Annotated in this window: 16 protein-coding genes; 14 read left to right on the forward strand and 2 right to left on the reverse strand. The window is 51.4% G+C overall.

Annotated features, from left to right (window positions below; genetic code table 11):
* Positions 1-69 precede the first annotated feature (69 nt).
* The 14 genes from MKX51_RS08175 (at position 70) to MKX51_RS08240 (ending at position 16,501) form a co-directional block, all read left to right on the forward strand.
* On the forward strand, positions 70-891 hold the full coding sequence (locus MKX51_RS08175; RefSeq protein ID WP_036721455.1) for an undecaprenyl-diphosphate phosphatase: 822 nt from the start codon (positions 70-72) through the stop codon (positions 889-891).
* Between the two features lie 58 nt (positions 892-949).
* Positions 950-2,056, forward strand: a complete 1,107-nt coding sequence (locus tag MKX51_RS08180) for an HD-GYP domain-containing protein (RefSeq protein WP_036721458.1) — start codon at positions 950-952, stop codon at positions 2,054-2,056.
* Between the two features lie 169 nt (positions 2,057-2,225).
* Positions 2,226-3,365 (forward strand): radical SAM/CxCxxxxC motif protein YfkAB, encoded by a 1,140-nt coding sequence (yfkAB, locus tag MKX51_RS08185; protein ID WP_340992004.1) that lies wholly within the window; start codon positions 2,226-2,228, stop codon positions 3,363-3,365.
* A gap of 18 nt (positions 3,366-3,383) precedes the next feature.
* Positions 3,384-4,742, forward strand: a complete 1,359-nt coding sequence (locus MKX51_RS08190) for a hemolysin family protein (protein WP_445321990.1) — start codon at positions 3,384-3,386, stop codon at positions 4,740-4,742.
* Positions 4,743-5,031: 289 nt separating this feature from the next.
* Positions 5,032-5,247: a spore coat associated protein CotJA gene (locus tag MKX51_RS08195; protein WP_036692819.1), complete on the forward strand. Its 216-nt coding sequence runs from the start codon at positions 5,032-5,034 to the stop codon at positions 5,245-5,247.
* Positions 5,248-5,250: 3 nt separating this feature from the next.
* A complete protein-coding gene (locus tag MKX51_RS08200; RefSeq protein WP_036721463.1) occupies positions 5,251-5,517 on the forward strand; it encodes a spore coat protein CotJB in 267 nt (88 codons plus the stop codon).
* Positions 5,518-5,566: 49 nt separating this feature from the next.
* On the forward strand, positions 5,567-6,136 hold the full coding sequence (locus MKX51_RS08205) for a manganese catalase family protein (protein ID WP_036692823.1): 570 nt from the start codon (positions 5,567-5,569) through the stop codon (positions 6,134-6,136).
* A 164-nt stretch (positions 6,137-6,300) separates the two neighbouring features.
* On the forward strand, positions 6,301-7,194 hold the full coding sequence (locus MKX51_RS08210) for an Rpn family recombination-promoting nuclease/putative transposase (RefSeq protein ID WP_340995558.1): 894 nt from the start codon (positions 6,301-6,303) through the stop codon (positions 7,192-7,194).
* A 439-nt stretch (positions 7,195-7,633) separates the two neighbouring features.
* Positions 7,634-8,818, forward strand: a complete 1,185-nt coding sequence (locus tag MKX51_RS08215) for an acetyl-CoA C-acetyltransferase (RefSeq protein WP_340992005.1) — start codon at positions 7,634-7,636, stop codon at positions 8,816-8,818.
* 34 nt (positions 8,819-8,852) lie between these two features.
* Positions 8,853-9,596, forward strand: a complete 744-nt coding sequence (locus tag MKX51_RS08220; protein ID WP_340992006.1) for an acetoacetate decarboxylase — start codon at positions 8,853-8,855, stop codon at positions 9,594-9,596.
* A 39-nt stretch (positions 9,597-9,635) separates the two neighbouring features.
* Positions 9,636-10,304, forward strand: coding sequence for a CoA transferase subunit A (locus MKX51_RS08225; RefSeq protein WP_340992007.1), 669 nt, complete (start codon positions 9,636-9,638; stop codon positions 10,302-10,304).
* Positions 10,297-10,953 (forward strand): 3-oxoacid CoA-transferase subunit B, encoded by a 657-nt coding sequence (locus MKX51_RS08230; protein ID WP_340992008.1) that lies wholly within the window; start codon positions 10,297-10,299, stop codon positions 10,951-10,953. Before MKX51_RS08225 ends, MKX51_RS08230 begins: the two co-directional genes overlap by 8 nt.
* A 98-nt stretch (positions 10,954-11,051) precedes the next feature.
* On the forward strand, positions 11,052-15,377 hold the full coding sequence (locus MKX51_RS08235; protein WP_340992009.1) for an S-layer homology domain-containing protein: 4,326 nt from the start codon (positions 11,052-11,054) through the stop codon (positions 15,375-15,377).
* A 206-nt stretch (positions 15,378-15,583) separates the two neighbouring features.
* Positions 15,584-16,501 (forward strand): Rpn family recombination-promoting nuclease/putative transposase, encoded by a 918-nt coding sequence (locus MKX51_RS08240; RefSeq protein ID WP_340995560.1) that lies wholly within the window; start codon positions 15,584-15,586, stop codon positions 16,499-16,501.
* Positions 16,502-16,586: 85 nt separating this feature from the next.
* Here MKX51_RS08240 and MKX51_RS08245 read toward each other — a convergent pair whose 3' ends face one another.
* Both MKX51_RS08245 and MKX51_RS08250 read right to left on the reverse strand, forming a co-directional pair.
* Positions 16,587-17,348: an SDR family oxidoreductase gene (locus MKX51_RS08245; protein ID WP_340992010.1), complete on the reverse strand. Its 762-nt coding sequence runs from the start codon at positions 17,346-17,348 to the stop codon at positions 16,587-16,589.
* The gene (locus MKX51_RS08250; RefSeq protein WP_340992011.1) at positions 17,345-17,731 is read right to left on the reverse strand and encodes a MerR family transcriptional regulator; all 387 of its coding nucleotides are present in this window, start codon (positions 17,729-17,731) and stop codon (positions 17,345-17,347) included. Before MKX51_RS08250 ends, MKX51_RS08245 begins: the two co-directional genes overlap by 4 nt.
* Positions 17,732-17,743 lie beyond the last annotated feature (12 nt).

Here is a 17,743-nt window from a genome sequence, read left to right on the forward strand (position 1 = left end):
ACACCATTTTTTGTAAAATTGATAGTTCACGCAGTACCAGGTTTCATTGACTAGATCAGGAGGAGTAATATGGATACAATTACAGCCATTATTCTGGCAATTGTGGAAGGAATTACGGAGTTCATTCCGGTTTCTTCGACGGGACACATGATTCTAACGACTAAGCTTCTGGGATTCAATGAGCAGGATTCGATTATGAAGACGTATGAAATTGTGATTCAGCTGGGGGCTATACTGGCGATTGCGCTGGTCTACCGCCAGCGGATTGTGGATCTGCTCGGATTCGGCCGCAGAGACAGAGGGGGCGTAATGCCGGCAGCCCGATTGAACCTGATTCATGTGCTGCTGGGTATCGTGCCTGCGCTCGCTGTAGCTTTTTTTGCCCGGGACTTCATCAAAAGCCTCTTCGGGGCATCCACCGTCCTCTGGGCGCTGGTCGCAGGCGGTATTCTGATGATCATTGCCGAATGGGTTAACAAACGCAAGATCCGCGTGACCGCGCATGATCTGGATGATCTCTCCTACGGGCAGGCACTCTCGATCGGACTGTTCCAGATTATTTCCGTCCTCTGGCCCGGGTTCTCCCGCTCCGGCTCGACGATTTCCGGGGGGATGCTGAGCGGGGTGAGCTACAAGGCCTCGGCCGACTTCTCCTTCCTCATCGCAATTCCGATTATGTGCGCGGCCTCGGGGTATGAGCTGCTGGATTCCTACAAGAATTTCACGAGTGAGACGATCGGATATTTTGTCATCGGCTTCATTATTTCCTTCATCGTGGCTTATGTGGTGGTGGTTCTGTTCATGAGAATGATCCAGAAGATCAGACCGACGCATTTTGCTATCTACCGCTTTATCCTTGCAGCCGTCTTCTGGCTGTTTATTATGCGTTGATTCTCAGCTTGGCATCACAGCAAAGCAATTTTACCGTTAAAGGCAGGAGTGAGCCAAGGTGCGTCTAGTATCCGTTAACCGGCTTCAGGCGGGAATGAAGCTGGGTAAAAAAATATATAATGATGAAGGGCTGGTTCTGCTTGCGGACGGAGTGGAGCTTACCGATTCCCTGATCAAGCGGCTCGCCAGAATCGATATCGGCTATATCTATATTGAGGATTCGCTCACGGAGGATATTGTGATCCCCGGAATGCTGCAGGATGAGACGCGTAATCAGGCGCTCAAGGTGATCCGGAACCAGTTCCAGCAGATGTCCGGTGCCTCGGGGATCACCAAAGGCTTTTATCATCTGGATAAGAAGTTCTCCAAGGTGATGGACTCCATCCTCGACGACATGTCCCTGCAGGAGGACCCGATGATCATGCTGCTTGACATGCACACGGCTGACAATTACCTGTACGTCCATTCCCTGAACGTATGCCTGTATACGCTGGTGCTGGGCATTGCCCATGGCTACAGCAAAGAAGAGCTGCGGGTCATCGGGCTTGGTGCGCTGCTGCATGATATCGGCAAGACGCAGATTCCTGTCAAAATTGTTCAAAAGCCCGGCATGCTCAGCGAGGAGGAGTTCCGGCATATGCAGGCGCATACCGAGATCGGATACCGCATTCTTAAGGAAGAGCCGAATATTCCTCTGCTGGCGGCCCACTGTGCCCTGCAGCATCATGAACGGATTGACGGCTCCGGCTATCCGCGCGGACTGACCGGCCCGCAGATCCATGAATATGCGAAATGGCTGGGGGTCGCAGATTCCTATGATGCGATGACCTCCAACCGGATCTACAAAAAAGCCATGCTGCCCCATCAGGCGGTAGAAGCGCTGTATGTCGGCTCTGGAACCCTGTACGAGCAGAAGCAGCTGGAGTTATTCAGAGACCGTGTGGCCATCTATCCGCTGGGGCTTACGGTGAAGCTCAGCTCCGGCGAGAGCGGTGTGGTGGTCAAGATTGATCCCAGCACACCGCATCGGCCTGTTGTCCGGGTGCTGAATGGACCTGAAGGCGAAACGGTTACCCCCTATGAGCGTGATCTCAGCAAAGCCCTCTCTGTAGTCATTGTGGATGTGACGGATGGGGGAGAACCTGTAGTGAAAAGTACCGGATAGGTGTTCTGCGCAGCGAGGAGAGAATAGGGTATCTGCAGGAATTGCGGAGCTGTATTCTCCGCCTTGCTGTTTTTTTGAGTAGTCGTGGTATGATATAGCTTAAGTTATCGTTCTTTTTCTTTTGTTTTGGGTTAATAATAAGGAATAAGCATTAAAGGAGCATTAAGAAATGAGTATATTAGAGCCATCATCTATAATTCCTGTAAAAGAGCTGTCGCCGGAGTATGATCCGTGGGACCCGATTACTTCACTCCGCGAGTACGGACAGCATGTGCTGACCAGTGTAGAGATGACGGTGACGAATCTATGCAATATGCGCTGCGAGCATTGCGCCGTCGGCGACAGTCTTACGATGAAAGAGGGAGAACTGCTGCCTTTAACCAAGATGCTGAAGCGTCTGGACGAGGTAGAGCACCTGCAGACTATCAGCATTACGGGCGGGGAGCCGATGTTCCGTGCCGGGACGGTGGAGAATACCATCGTACCGCTGCTGAAATATGCACGGGAGCGCGGCATCCGTTCACAGATCAACTCGAATCTGACCATGCCGTATTCCCGTTATGAGCAGCTGCTCCCTTACCTGGACGTCATGCATATCTCGTTCAATTATGTGAACGGCGATGATTTCCACGAGGTGGGCTTCGCGAACAGCGGGCACCCGGTCTCGAAGGAGGCCGCCTACCGGCTCTACGACACGATGCTGGAGAATTCCCGCCGGCTGAGCAGCGATGGTATGCTGATCTCTGCCGAGTCGATGATCAACTACCGTACACACACCAAGCTTCCCGAGATTCACCGGCTGATTGGGGACATGGGGGCAAGACGGCATGAGGTACACCCGATGTACGCATCCAGCTTCGCCTCGAAGCTGCCTGTGCTGTCGCTCCGGGAGATGAATACTGCCATTCATTCCCTGCTGGATCATCGTGACCCGGAGATGTGGATGCTGTTCGGCACGCTGCCGTTCTTCGCCTGCAGCTTCCTGGAGGAAGACCAGAAGCTGCTGAGCAGACTGCGCAGCGAGAAGAATGTAACGCTGCGCAATGATCCGGACGGAAGAAACCGGGTCAATGTCAATCTGTTCACGGGCGATGTCTTTGTAACGGACTTCGCCGATATATCCGCCTTTGGCAATATCAGCGACGCGAAGCTGGATGACATTTTCACTGAGTGGCAGACTAAGCATCCCTTGAATCAGCAAGTGAACTGTTATTGTGATGCAGCAGGCTGCTGCGGGCCTAACCTGCTCGTGGCCGATATGTATTATCCCGGGGTCGATTTCAAAACCAGAAAAGCGATCACCTTGTAGAAATGGGGCGTTATTATAGTGCATACGGAATTTGAAATAGGAAGATTAGTGCTTAATCTTTTGCTCGTTCTGGTGCTCGTATTATTAAATGGTGTATTTGTTGCGGCGGAATTCTCGCTGGTTAAGGTCAGACAGTCCCGTCTGACCCAGCTGGTCAGCGAAGGGAATAAAATGGCGGGATATGCGCTAAAGGTCAACAAGCGGCTGGATTCGTATCTGTCGGCCACCCAGTTCGGGATCACACTCGCTTCCCTTGGACTCGGCTGGGTCGGGGAACCGGCGATCTCGGAGCTGCTGGTGGAGCCTCTGATGTACCAGATCGGTGTTACTGACCAGACGCTAATCTCAACGGTATCTGTGATTATCGGCTTCTCGATTATTACCTTTTTACATATTGTGCTGGGGGAACTGGCACCGAAATCTCTGGCTATTCAAAAAACAGAAGGCTCAGCACTGCTGCTGTCCGCTCCGCTGATGTTCTTCTATAATCTGTTTCTGCCCTTCATCTGGGTGCTGAATGCATCAGCGAACGCTCTGCTGAGACTGTTCGGCGTGGAGCCGGCCAGTGAAGCCGAGGCTGCCCATTCGGAGGAAGAAATCCGCATTCTGATGAATCAGAGCGCGAAGAGCGGGGTAATCGATCAGGATGAGATGAAGCTGATGGATAACATCTTCGAATTCTCGGACCTGCTGGCCCGTGAAGTCATGCTGCCGCGTACGGATATGGATGTACTCTACAGCAATCTTCCGCTGGAGGAGAACATGCGGATCATCACGGAAACGAAGCATTCGCGTTATCCGGTGGCCTTCGAGGACAAGGACCGGATTATCGGCTTCATCCATATCACGGATCTGCTGTTCGCCCCGCCGGAGCAGCAGAATGATCTGGCTTCCCTGGTCCGGCCGATTCTGAACGTGCCGGAATCGATGGAGATCAGCCATGCGCTGCGGCTGATGCAGAAGAACAAGGCCCAGCTGACGCTGGTCGTTGACGAGTACGGCGGAACGGCGGGGCTGCTGACCGCTGAAGAGATTCTGGAAGAGATCGTCGGCGATCTGCATGACGAGTTCGAGGATGAACGCCCCAGCGTAGAGCGTAACGGCGATTACATCTCCGTAGAGGGCCGGATGCTGATTGAAGACGTTAACGATCTCACAGGCGTCGTGATTGAGGATGACGAGGTGGATTCCATCGGCGGCTGGCTGTTCAAGGAGCTGGAGGGCAACCCGTCCAAGGGCAAGAAAGTTGTGGTTGGCGATGTCACCTTCGAGGTGGAGGAGTCCACCCGGCTGCGGATTACCCGGATTAATATCCACCGCGAGCCTGCGCCAGAGCCTGAAGAGGATGCGGAAGGCGGGGAAGAGGAGAAGGAGTAAATGTAGTGAGTGGAAGGGGAAGCGTAAGATAAGCGGGATGCTTAAGCGAATGCGGCTATCCCCCGCCCTTATATTTTCCAATATAGCAGGGTACTTCAGAAGCCGGTTTACAAGGTTTTTGGGGTCCCTGTTTTTTTGTTGTGCAGGAATGATGATTATCGGCGGCGATTTTATTGGGCAGTTGTTCTTTTCCACCCTTGGACCGTCATAAGTTAGTTACGAAGGTAATGATCAGAGATCTGGACATCCATCAGGCAATACTGTCAAACCCAAAGAGGAGGAATGATCATTGAACTCCCAGGATCGCGTATGGACACCGTACAGGGGACCGTTTGATCCTTGTCCGCCGGTGCCGTTCAAGACGTATGTTGTGCCGCCGAATCAATTCGTCACGTTTCAGCCCCCGAATCTGCCGCAGTTCTCCCTGCCGGAGGCGCTCAAGCATGGAACGTTATGGCCATCGCTATACAGCCCTTATGAATCCAAGTTCAAAGGAGGGAAGTAGGCTATGGAAGCTAATCCTTGCGAGCCCCGTTATTACGAGATGCTGGAGCAGCTGCAGGTACTTGATTTTGCACTCGTAGAGCTGAATCTGTACCTGGACACTCATCCGCAGGATGTGAAGGCGATTGAGCAGTTCAATCAGCTGACGTATGAGCGCACCAAGCTGGCGAACCAGTTCCAGGAGCTATACGGACCGCTGCAGAATTTCGGCCGCGCCTATTCCAAGGCTCCATGGCAATGGAGCGAGAGTCCCTGGCCTTGGCAAGTCTAAGGCATGAAGCCGGGAATGAAATAAGTCTTAAGGAGGGGGAAGTTCACGAATGTGGATCTATGAGAAAAAGCTGCAATACCCGGTGCGTGTCGGCAAATGTGATGTGCGGATGGCCCGGTATCTGATGGAGCAATACGGCGGTGCGGACGGCGAGCTGGCTGCGGCGCTGCGCTATATGAACCAGCGGTATGCAATACCGGATAAAGTGATAGGGGTGCTGACAGATATTTCGACTGAGGAATTTGCCCATCTCGAGATGATTGCCACCATGATCTACAAGCTGACCAAGGACGCCTCGGTGCAGGAGCTGGAAGCCGCAGGCTTAGGCCCGAACTATGCGCAGCGGGATCATGCGTTGTTCTATAACAACTCTGCCGGTGTTCCGTTCACAGCTGCCTACATCGCTGCGAAGGGAGATCCGATCGCTGACCTGTATGAAGACATTGCCGCAGAAGAGAAGGCCCGGGCTACATACCAGTGGCTGATTGACATGACCGACGATGTGGATCTGCAGGACAGCCTCAAGTTCCTGCGCGAGCGGGAGATCATTCATGCGATCCGGTTCAAGGAATCGGTGCAGATTTTGATTGAGGAGAAGGATAAGAAGCGGGTGTTTTGAGCGCTGATGCATATACAAATAGTTTAAAAAGAAGAGCCACAGGAGCAACATCTGCGGCTCTTCTTGCATCAAATGCGAACGTGTGTGCTTTTTGTTATATTGAATTCCACTAAAATGGAATATACTCACAAGAAACAGGCAGGATATAACAGGAGGCGACTAAAATACCCTTACCACATGATGAGGCTTTTAAGAAGCTGCTGGAGACGTTTTTTCAGGAATTTATTGAGTTGTTTTTTCCTGAGCTTGATTCCATGCTGGACTATAGTGAAACCCGGTTCCTCATGCAGGAATTGCTGGTGGATATTGTTGGCGAGGAAGCGCGGGAGCTGGATCTGCTGCTAGAAATCCGTTACAGAGGGTTGGACGGTTATATTCTGATACACCTGGAGCCGCAGTCGTATAGAGATACACGGTTCCATGAACGGATGTTTATTTACTTCAGCCGTCTGTTTGAACGCTACCGTAAAGAGCATAAGTTGATTATTCCGATTGCCATCTTCACTTCAGATGAGATCAGGGAAGAGCAGGACACCTTGGAGATGGTTATTCCTGAGCATCAGATCCTGCGCTTTCAGTTTCTCAAGGTAGAATTGCGTAAGCAGAACTGGCGAAGATTTATTGATTCAGACAATGCAGTGGCTGCTGCGTTACTGGCCAAGATGGGGTATACTACAAGAGAAGCGAGAGATGTGCGCCGGGAGTTCCTGCGCATGTTCATGAAGCTGAAGACACGACTGGATCAAGGTCGGCTGGCGCTTGTGATGTCAGTGGCAGATTTATATTTCAAGCCGGACCGGGCCCAGGATGAAGAGATTATAAAAGAATTAATGATACAATATCCGGAGGAGGGTGAAGCGATTATGGAACTCATGCCAGCCTGGAAGCGTTGGGGATATGAAGAAGGTATAGCTGAAGGAATAGAACAAGGAATAGAACAAGGCATAGAAAAGGGCCAAGCCGAGATTATCCGTAAGTTACTGCTTCATGGATTTACCCCGGAAGAGGTGTCCAAAGCTGTGGAGTTACCGGTGGACGAGATTAAGAAGCTGGTGTAAGCAGGGCTGCTTCAAATAACGGAATAATATGCTAAGAGAGCTGCAAAAAACGCCTCCAGACCCAAGTAAGGGCCGGAGGCGTTTTAAATATGAACTCTTTTGGTATGTTTTCATGGGTTTTTCTGAAATAATCATTAATAACTAGAATATCAAAGGAAATGATAGCATGACCTTGTTGGGGGAGTGTACAAGGGCCTAGAGGTATTCGTATGTAAAATTATGTATATTTTTGAGTGTTGAGGAAAGCGAAGTTTAGGCTTACACTGAATATGTAAATAAATACCAAATATTCAGATGGAGGAAGGCGATCAAGGCGGCATAGCAGATCAAGCTAATCAAGCTGATTAAGCCGATCTAAGCCGTAACGCATACTCTCTCATACATCGTGATCATACCCGCACGTAAGTCCCAATACCATCAGAAAGGAATGTGAGATTTTGTGAACAGAGTTGCATTGGTAAGTCCTTTACGGACTGCAGTTGGTTCATTTAACAACGGACTTTCGACACTTAGTGCTACAGAATTAGGAGCAAATGTGATGACGGCCTGTCTTCAGCAAAGTCATGTAGAGCCTGCGCTAGTGGAGCAGATTTATTTGGGCAATGTTCTACAGGCGGGTGAGGGTCAGAATCCTGCCAGACAGGCGGCACTGCAAGCCGGTATCCCGATTGAAGTGCCTGCAACAACCATTAACACCGTTTGTGGTTCAGGGCTTCATGCCGTCGCTTTAGCTTACAACTCTATTCGGGCTGAACAAGGGAGTGTCCTTCTGGCCGGGGGGATGGAGAGTATGTCGAACGCCCCATATGTGCTGAGGAATGCAAGAAACGGCTACAAGCTTGGGAACAGCGAGCTGATTGATACCGTGGTAGCTGACGGCCTGACCTGTCCTATTAATAAATATCATATGGGCATTACTGCCGAGAATATTGCCGAGAAATATCATATTTCACGACTGGAGCAGGATGAATTTGCCTATGACAGCCAGATCAAGGCCGCCGAAGCTAAACGGAACCAGGTTTTTGCAGAGCAGATTGTGCCCGTGATGACTAAAATCAAAAAAGAGACAGTCTGGTTTGCGGAGGACGAGCATGTAAGAGGAGAGGTCAGCAAAGAGAAGCTTGCTCATCTTAAGCCTGCTTTTAAAGAAAACGGGTCGGTTACTGCCGGAAATGCCTCGGGGATCAATGATGGAGCGGCGGCTGTGCTGGTCATGTCGGAAGATAAATGCAAGGCGCTTGAGGTAGAGCCTTTAGCCTATATTAAGGGTTATTCACTGGTTGGCGTAGATCCTGCCTACATGGGAATGGGTCCGGTAAGAGCTATTAAGTCGCTGCTTAAGAACCAGGATATCCCTCTAGAAGCTATCGATCTGTTCGAGATTAATGAAGCCTTCGCGGCACAGGCCATAGCGGTATTGCATGAGCTGGAGATTAACCCGGAGAAGGTGAATGTCAATGGCGGCGCGATTGCGATTGGACATCCTGTCGGGGCAAGCGGAGCCAGGGTACTTGTTACGCTGGTCCATGAAATGGTCCGAAGCTCTAAGCATTACGGTATAGCCAGCTTGTGCATCGGAACGGGGATGGGCATTGCCATGCTGGTTGAGAACGCACACTATTAACACAACGCTGACAGAAAGGGAGTTTAAGATCATTATGAATGCAAAAGAGGTTCTAGCGCTGCAATCCATGCCTGCGGCCAGTCCGGGTTACGGACGTCCGCCTTACCGCTTCATCAACCGTGAATTTATGGTCATCACTTATGAATCTGACCCTGCTGCGATCAGACAGGCGGTCCCGGAACCCTTACAGCCGGATGGAAGCAATACCGTGTCTTATGAATGGATCAAGATGCCCGATTCGTCGGGCCTGGGAAGTTATGAGGAGAGCGGGATCGTGATTCCGTGTACCTTTCAGGGGGAGCCGTGCAATTTTGTAGCCCAGATGTATCTGGATAATGCGCCTGCCATTCTGGGGGGACGGGAAATCTGGGGGTTCCCCAAAAAGTGGGCCTCTCCCCGCCTGACCGTTGCAGGCACAGAGACGCTGACCGGTACGCTGCATTATAACGATGTCCTGGTAGCCGTGGGAACCATGCTTTACAAGCATAATGTGATGGATACAGAGGACACTGCTAGAGCTATCGCCAAAACCCAAGTGAATCTGAAGCTGATTCCCGATGTGGATGGGACCCCTAAGATTGCGCAGCTGGTTGCCTACACTCTTGAAGATGTTCATGTGAAAGGCGCCTGGACCGGGCCAGCCCGCTTAAGCCTGATTCCCCATGTGAATGCCCCTGTGGCCGATTTGCCGGTGAAGACGTACCTCGGGGGAAAGCATTTCATTGCCGATCTAACGCTGCCTTATGGCAAAGTCATTCATGACTATATCATCCAGTAGCCAGCTTTTCTCCAATAATAAACAAGGAGCCTGAAATCTATGATAAACAAATTAATCTCCGCCGAAGACGTCGTGAAGAGGGTGAAGGATGGAGATACCGTGATGGTCGGCGGTTTTCTGGCTGGAGGCCACCCCGAAGAGCTGGTGCGTGCGCTTGTCGAGACGCAGTCAGCCGGTCAGCTCACGCTTATTTCCAATGATACGGGCACCCCGGAATTATCTATCTATAAGCTGGTCAAAAGCGGCCGGGTCAAGCGGATCTATGCTTCTTACATCGGTGCAAACCCGGAAACCGGAAGACTGCTGATGACCAGAGAAGCTGAGGTGAACCTCTATCCGCAAGGCACATTAGCTGAGAAAATCCGGGCCGGTGGAGCGGGGCTGGGCGGTGTGTTAACCCCTGTAGGAGTAGGAACGATTGTAGAGGAGGGCAAAAGGAAGCTTGATATCGACGGAAAAGAATATCTGTTAGAGCTGCCTCTCCATGCAAATGTGGCGCTGATCCGGGCCCATAAGGCGGACGAGGCGGGGAATCTGGTGATCGACGGCTCTTCCCGGAACTTTAATTTCGTCATGGCGATGGCGGCGAATTATGTAATCGCTGAGGTAGATGACTATGTGAAGCTCGGGGAGATTGATCCCAATCATGTCAACGTCCCGGGAATTTTGATCGATGCCATTGTAAAGGGGGGGAATACGCATGAATAACCGGGAATTCATTGTGAGAAGAATCGCCCAGGAGTTCAAGGACGGCGATGTGGTGAATCTGGGGATTGGTATGCCGACCCTGGCGGTAGACTATATTCCTGATCATGTCCAGATTATGCTACAGGCGGAGAACGGAATACTCGGAGTAGGCCCCAAGGCGGCGAAGTCAGAGGAAAACATCGACTGTATCGATTCTGGCGGGAGCTTCGTGACCACGATGGCCGGAGCCTGCTATTTTGACAGTGCGGTCTCCTTCTCGATCATCCGTGGCGGGCATGTGGACATCACCGTGCTGGGCGCGCTTGAAGTCGATGAGCAGGGCAATCTGGCCAGCTGGATGATTCCGGGGAAAAAGGTGCCGGGCATGGGCGGAGCCATGGATCTGGTGGTCGGGGCTAAGCGGGTCATTATCGCCATGGATCATGTGAGCAAGGACGGGCAGCCGAAAATAGTGAAAGACTGCAAGCTCCCCCTGACGGCGGTACATGTCGTAAATACGATTGTCACTGAAATGGCGGTCATCGAGGTGATCCCGGGCCAGGGGCTGATGCTGATGGAAATCGCACCGGGTCTGACGGTGGAAGAGGTTCAGCAGGCAACGGGGGCCGAGCTATGGATCTCCCCGGACCTTAAGGCGATTGCTGTCTAATACAATAAAATTTAATATGCTTACATTGCGATGATTCTACGAACATATTACGCCGTTATGCTGTCTACTAGAACAGACAACAAGGAGCGTGAAAGTTCGTGAGTAATCATCCATTTGTAAAGAGAGTCTTGAGCGGAATTCTGGCAGTAACAGTTCTGCTTCCGCTCATGCCACCCTCTCTATCCCAGTCACCCACCGTCTATGGAGAAGCAGGGGAACCTAGCGGGGTCGTGAAGGTAGAGGATTTTGAACAGGTACGCTTAGCGGATCTAACCTTTGACAGTGCCCGCATTCATAGCGGCAGTATGGCGCTTGAGACGAATCCGAAATACGTACATAGCGGAGCGAAGTCCCTGCGGATTGATTATGACTTCATTGGCATCACCGATAACCCCTCTCAGGTTGCCGTGGGTCCGGCGACTCAGCTCCCCTTGACAGACCGAACCCCTAAAAGAATCGGGATGTGGGTATATGCCAATCAGGAAGGCCATGGCCTGACCTCCAAGTTCTATGTGTCTTCCAACGGTAAATCCAAAACGTATGAAATCCGGAGTGAAGAGACCGGGATCGACTGGAGCGGCTGGAAGTATGTGGAGGCTGAAATAGGGTCAGATCTGACCATGCCGGGTACACTGGCCTTCTACTTCCAGATGAAAGAAAGACAAATGAGCAAAAAGAATAAAGGCTCGATCTGGATTGATGACGTCAGGCTGATCTATGATGAGCCGGTTAATGAAGATATGGATGTACCTGTGCTGACTCCAGCGGCACCGGCTTCGAATCAAACCTTGAGCTCTCCTGTCTCTGACATTATTCTGTCAGCGGAGGATGCCCAGTCGGGCATTGATCCGGATTCCATCCGGTTAACGGTGGATGGTCAGCCTGCGGCACCGTCAACTTATGTCTATGATCTGAATCATAAGCAGATTACCTATCACCCGGCGCTTCCGCTGGCTGGAGGTTATCATCAAGTGCTGGCAAAAGTGAAGGATAGGGCCGGCAATCCGGCAGCGGCAGAATATGCTTTTCAGATTGAGCATGGAGCCAGATTTACCTTGGAAGCCCCGGAGGAGGCTGTCAGTAATGAGACCTACCGGCTGCAGCTGAAGGCGACGGACGTAGGCGAAGCCAAGAGCTTCCATGCCAGAATCAAGTTCGATCCAGAGACATTGCAGGCCAATGTGATTACTGCACGCTCCGGCTTGAGCCAGGTAGAGACCCAACTTGATAATACAGGCGGCTATGTTGAAGTCAGTGCCGAGGGATTGCAAGGGGATCAGGCGGATGCGCTGGCAAGTATTGATTTTGAGGTGAACCGGTCTGCGAAAATGGAGCGCGGCGAGACAGCTAAGCATATAGAGATGGTGGAGGGCGGATTCGGGTATGAAAGCGGGACGCCAGTTCCTTCCTTAGCCTCCCCGCTTAGGTATAAGATCGGGTTTCCTTACAAGCTCAGCATCAAGGGATCAGGCCTGCACACTCAAAGTATCATCACGGTTACCTCTCGCGCAGGAGCGCCGGTTGAAGGAGCCGGGATTGATTTTACCGATACCAGCGGTCCTCAGACTTATGTGCGTGTAACCGCCGACGGGTCCAAAGTATATGCCAAAGCCGATCCATCGTCCGCAGTGTTGCTTGCTGTAGAGAAGAACGCGCGAATGTTCGCTACCGCAGGCAGTGCCAGCGGATTCATCAAGGTGTATTTGCCGGATGGCAGTAAGGCAGGGTACATCTCATCCGCAGATGTGGAGCAGAGTGATCTTAGCAAAGGAATGGGCTTGACGGATGCCAAGGGAGAGATTCATACGACCCTGACTAACCTTGCCATTGGCACCTGGAGCGTGCAGGCTGTCAAGGATGGCGGTACCAGTGAGAGTATCCGTATGAATGTTGTAGCTCCGTTTGGCGGGGCAGATCCGCAATATGTGCAGACCTTTGTGACCGAAGATATGAAGACGATGATGAGTGTAGGGTGGCAGAGCGCGCCAAGTGTTCAAGAAGCTTACATCCAGTATATGAAAGATAGTGATTGGGTGGATAGTGATCTGACGAATGCTCCGGCAAAAGCAGCTATGCAGCGTGCACTCTCCGAGGTGGAGGTTATTCCTGAGGTGGCAGGCGGACCTATGGGCGAAATCAAGCTTCATAACGCATTAGTCACGGGTCTTGAGCCAGGTACGGGCTATCATTACAGAGTTGGCTACGAAGGCCATTGGAGCGATTGGTCCAATTATAAGACGGTGGAGGCTGCGCCGGACAAGCCCGTTTCTTTTGTATTTGTAACCGATTCGCATACCAAAGGGGATAACGGGCTGGAGACCTATCAACAATTGATCAAGAATGCGCTCACTAATTATCCCGGTACCCAGTTCGTTATGCATGGCGGTGATATGGTCGATGATGGGGCGGTTTTGAATGAATGGAACCAATTCTGGCAAGCCTCGTCGGTCTATTCCTCCTCGATTCCTTCAGCGTATGCCATGGGGAATCATGATGTAAAAGGGGGAGGGAAGTACATTTTCGCCAAAGGCCTGGGACTTCCTGTTAATGGGCCTGAGATTCAGAAGGAATATGCCTATTCGTTCGATTCAGGAGAGGTGCATTTCGTGGTGCTGAACTCTGAAGCAGACGAAGTCACGATGGGCAAGCAAGCGGAGTGGCTTCGGCAGGATCTTCAAGCCAGCAATAAAAAATGGAAGATTGTCATGTTCCACAAACCTGCTTATCATACCGAAGATGGACGCGGCAATCTGATTGAATACACTCAGACTTATTTTGCCCCTATTCTCGAAGAATTGAAGGTAGATCTGGTGCTGGAAGGCCATGACCATGTATATGCGCGCACCTATCCGATGAGCAAAGGCAAGCCACTGCCAAGCGGAGAGCAAGGAACAGTCTATCTGGACGGCGGGGCGTCGGGCTGGAAGTTCTACGATGGAAGCAAATACGAGTATATTGATTTCATGTTTGACGAGGATGTTCCCGTCTATTCTGCCATTCAGGTAAGCCATGATAAGATCATCATCCAAGCCCGCACTACGCAGAGCGCCGAATTAATTGACAACTATACGATTATGAAAAAGGATGAGCGGACAGTGACTTCCGTGGCCGTAGCCCCGGCCGAATTGAAGCTGAATGTCGGCGACACGCACGCGACGGTGCTTACGGCTACCTATAGCGATAACTCCACTGCCGATGTCACGAATCAAGCGGTATGGACATCTTCTAATGAGCGGGCAGCTACGGTAGACGCCCAGGGTATCATTCATGCCGTTGAAGTGGGAGAAGCTACCATCCAGGCGAACTACGGTAACATGCCGCCGGTGAAGCTATCGGTAACGGTTCAGACAGAAGGTACGGTGCCTAAGCTGCTGAAGCTGACCGCCGAGCCTGGCACACACACCTTACAGGTGAACAAGCAAGCGGCTTCCGTGATTACAGCGGTATATGACAATGGAGCAAATATAGTGGTTACGGATCAGGCTCGTTGGACAACTTCAGATCCTGCGGTCGCCTCGGTGTCGGACAAGGGGATCATTACGGGTATTGCAGCGGGGGACGGGGTAACGATTACTGCTTCCTTCGGCGGCTTAACCATTGCGATTCCCATCGTGGTTGAGGGCGGAACGGTACCGGTGGCAACGCCGACGCCGACACCAACGCCAACGCCACAATCGGGAGGAACACCGGCAGCAACGCCAACACCAAAGCCGGCGGTAACACCGACAGCAACACCGTCACCAACAGCAACGTCGACACCGGCACCGGCACCAACACCAGCTATAACTGCCGGTCCCGCAAAGCCAACGGTAACCAGGCCTGTCCTGAAAGACACCTTGGACTTAGATGTGCTTAAATCTATCGTTGCAAAAGGCCGGACGGCTGCAGTTGTCAAGTTCCAGGATGTACCTGCCGTTCTGTGGAGTGCATCGTTCATTGAACGTGCAGCCCGGATGGGGATCATAACGGGTTATGCGGATGGTTCATTCCATCCTGCGGCCAAAGTCACACGCGCTGAGTTTGCTGCCATGCTTGCAAAAGCTTTTGGCCTGACGGGCTCGCAAGGGGCCGGATTCTCCGATACACAGGGGCATTGGGCTTCGGAGGCACTTGCGGCGCTTAAAGAGCATGGTGTGATCCAGGGTTACGCCGATGGTTCATTCCGCCCCAAACAGCAGGTCACCCGTGCGGAAGCTGTAGCTATGCTGGCGCGTCTTACGAACTATGTTCCCGGTGCACCGGCGCCATTCTCTGACCTCACAGCAAGCTGGGCTGCGGAGCCGATCAATGCCTTCGCTAATGCGGGGATTATCTCAGGGAAAGGCAACGGAGCCTTTAAACCGGAGGAATCTGCTTCCCGCGCTGAAGCCGTAGTGATGATCATCCGGCTCATGGATAAGCTTGTTGAACCGGGTGAGGAGTAGGATAAGTAGACAAAGCTAAAGCTGCTGAGCAGACAAGGGCAGCCCCATTTAATCGGGGCTGCTATTTTTTTTAGCAAGGTAAAGCGGAGGGTAAGGCAGTTGTCTACGACTAAAATGAGAACGCATGTGCTTTTTATTATATTATATTCCATTGAAATGGAATATAATCACAAGAAATAAGCAGGATATAACAGGAGGCGACTAAAATACCCTTACCACATGATGAGGCTTTTAAGAAGCTGCTGGAGACGTTTTTTCAGGAATTTATTGAGTTGTTTTTTCCTGAGCTTGATTCCATGCTGGATTATAGTGAGACCCGGTTTCTGATGCAGGAATTGCTGGTGGATATTGTTGGCGAGGAAGCGCGGGAGCTGGATCTGCTGCTGGAAATCCGCTATAAAGGACTGGACGGTTATATTTTGATTCACCTGGAACCGCAGTCGTATAGAGATACACGGTTCCATGAACGGATGTTTATTTACTTCAGCCGTCTGTTTGAGCGCTACCGCAAAGAGCATAAGCTGATTATTCCGATTGCCATCTTCACTTCAGATGAGATCAGGGAAGAGCAGGACACCTTGGAGATGGTTATTCCTGAGCATCAGATCCTGCGCTTCCAGTTTCTCAAGGTAGAATTGCGTAAGCAGAACTGGCGCCGGTTTATTGATTCGGATAATGCAGTAGCTGCTGCGTTACTAGCCAAGATGGGGTATACTACAAGAGAAGCGAGAGATGTGCGCCGGGAGTTTCTGCGCATGTTCATGAAGCTGAAGACACGTCTCGATCAAGGTCGGCTGGCACTTGTGATGTCTGTGGCAGATTTATATTTCAAGCCGGACCGGGCCCAGGATGAAGAGATTATAAAAGAATTGATGATACAATACCCGGAGGAGGGTGAAGCGATTATGGAACTCATGCCAGCCTGGAAGCGTTGGGGATATGAAGAGGGCATAGCTGAAGGAATAGAACAGGGAATTGAGAAAGGGATAGAGCAAGGAATAGAACAAGGGATAGAAAAAGGCCAGGCGGAGATTATTCGCAAGTTACTGCTTCACGGATTCACTCCGGAAGAGGTGTCCAAAGCCGTGGAGTTACCGGTGGAAAAGATTAAGAAGCTGATGTAAGCAGGCTTTCTTCAAATAACGCATACGCCCAAAGTAGACCGTCTACCCTAAGACGGTCTCTTTGGTGCGTTCTGATCCAAATCTTTTATTCAATATAGCCCTTCGTCGCCTCATACATCTGGGCTGCATATTCGTCAATCCGGTCCCGTGACATGCGCAGCCGTTCCGCCGAACTGCCGTATCCGATCTCCTGGAGTCCCTCAGCGAATCCCTGGAAAATTCCATCCGTGAACGCATCTAACGGCTCGCCATGTACATGCAGCCCTGATCCGCCGAGATCTGTATTTACGGCCGGCGGGGCCACCTCGATGACCTCAACGCGGGTCCCGGAGAGCTGGAGTCTCAGACTCATGGTGAACGAATGAAGGGCAGCTTTTGTTGCTGAATAGATGGGTGCGATGGCAAACGGAGTAAAGGCCAGACCTGAAGTCACATTCATGATCGTTGCAGCCTCCTGCGCTGTGAAGAATGGGGCAAACAGCATAGCCAGATGAAGAGGGGCTTCAAGGTTGGTGGTGATTTCCTGATTGAAATCAGCCCAATGATTCCTCACATCCGCTGTCTGTATATTGAAGCGCTGCTGAATCCCCGCATTGTTCACCAGGACATTGACTCCGGGATAGTTTGCAGTTACCCAGTCGAACAAAGCGAGACGTTCAGACTCTGCTTTTAAATCACATACATGGGTAATTAGATTCGGGAATCTGTCCTGTGCAGCCTGCAATACCTGCTCACGCCGTCCGGTAATGATGACTGTGTTCCCCATACGGATGAACCGTTCCGCCATAGCCAGTCCGATGCCGGAGCCTCCGCCTGTAATCAGAAGAGTGTTTCCTGAGAGCTTCATGATAAAACCTCTTTCCCGTTAGTCTCTAAATAATTCGTATAACGTTCTATTTTCTTCTCAATACCCTGCAAGGCTTCGGTCATGAGCGCGATTTGTGCCAATACAGCCTGCTTATGTTCTTGAAACATGGCAAGCCGCAATGCAATCGTGCTGTCCCCCTCCGCCATCCAGTCTACATATTGCCTGATCTGGCTTATGGGCATCTGTGTGTTTTTCAGATAGAGGATGATCTTAAGGAAAAAGAGGTAATCCTCCGTGAAAATCCGCCTGCCCGCTTCATCCCGCTCCATCCGGGGCAGTAGCCCTTTCTTCTCATAATAACGTATGGTAGATTCCGGAATCCCTAACCGCGTTGCCGCTTCACCAATGGAATAATAGTTCATCTGGAGGCCTCC

It is taken from the genome of Paenibacillus sp. FSL M7-0420, from assembly GCF_038002345.1.
Taxonomy (GTDB): Bacteria; Bacillota; Bacilli; order Paenibacillales; family Paenibacillaceae; genus Paenibacillus_AQ.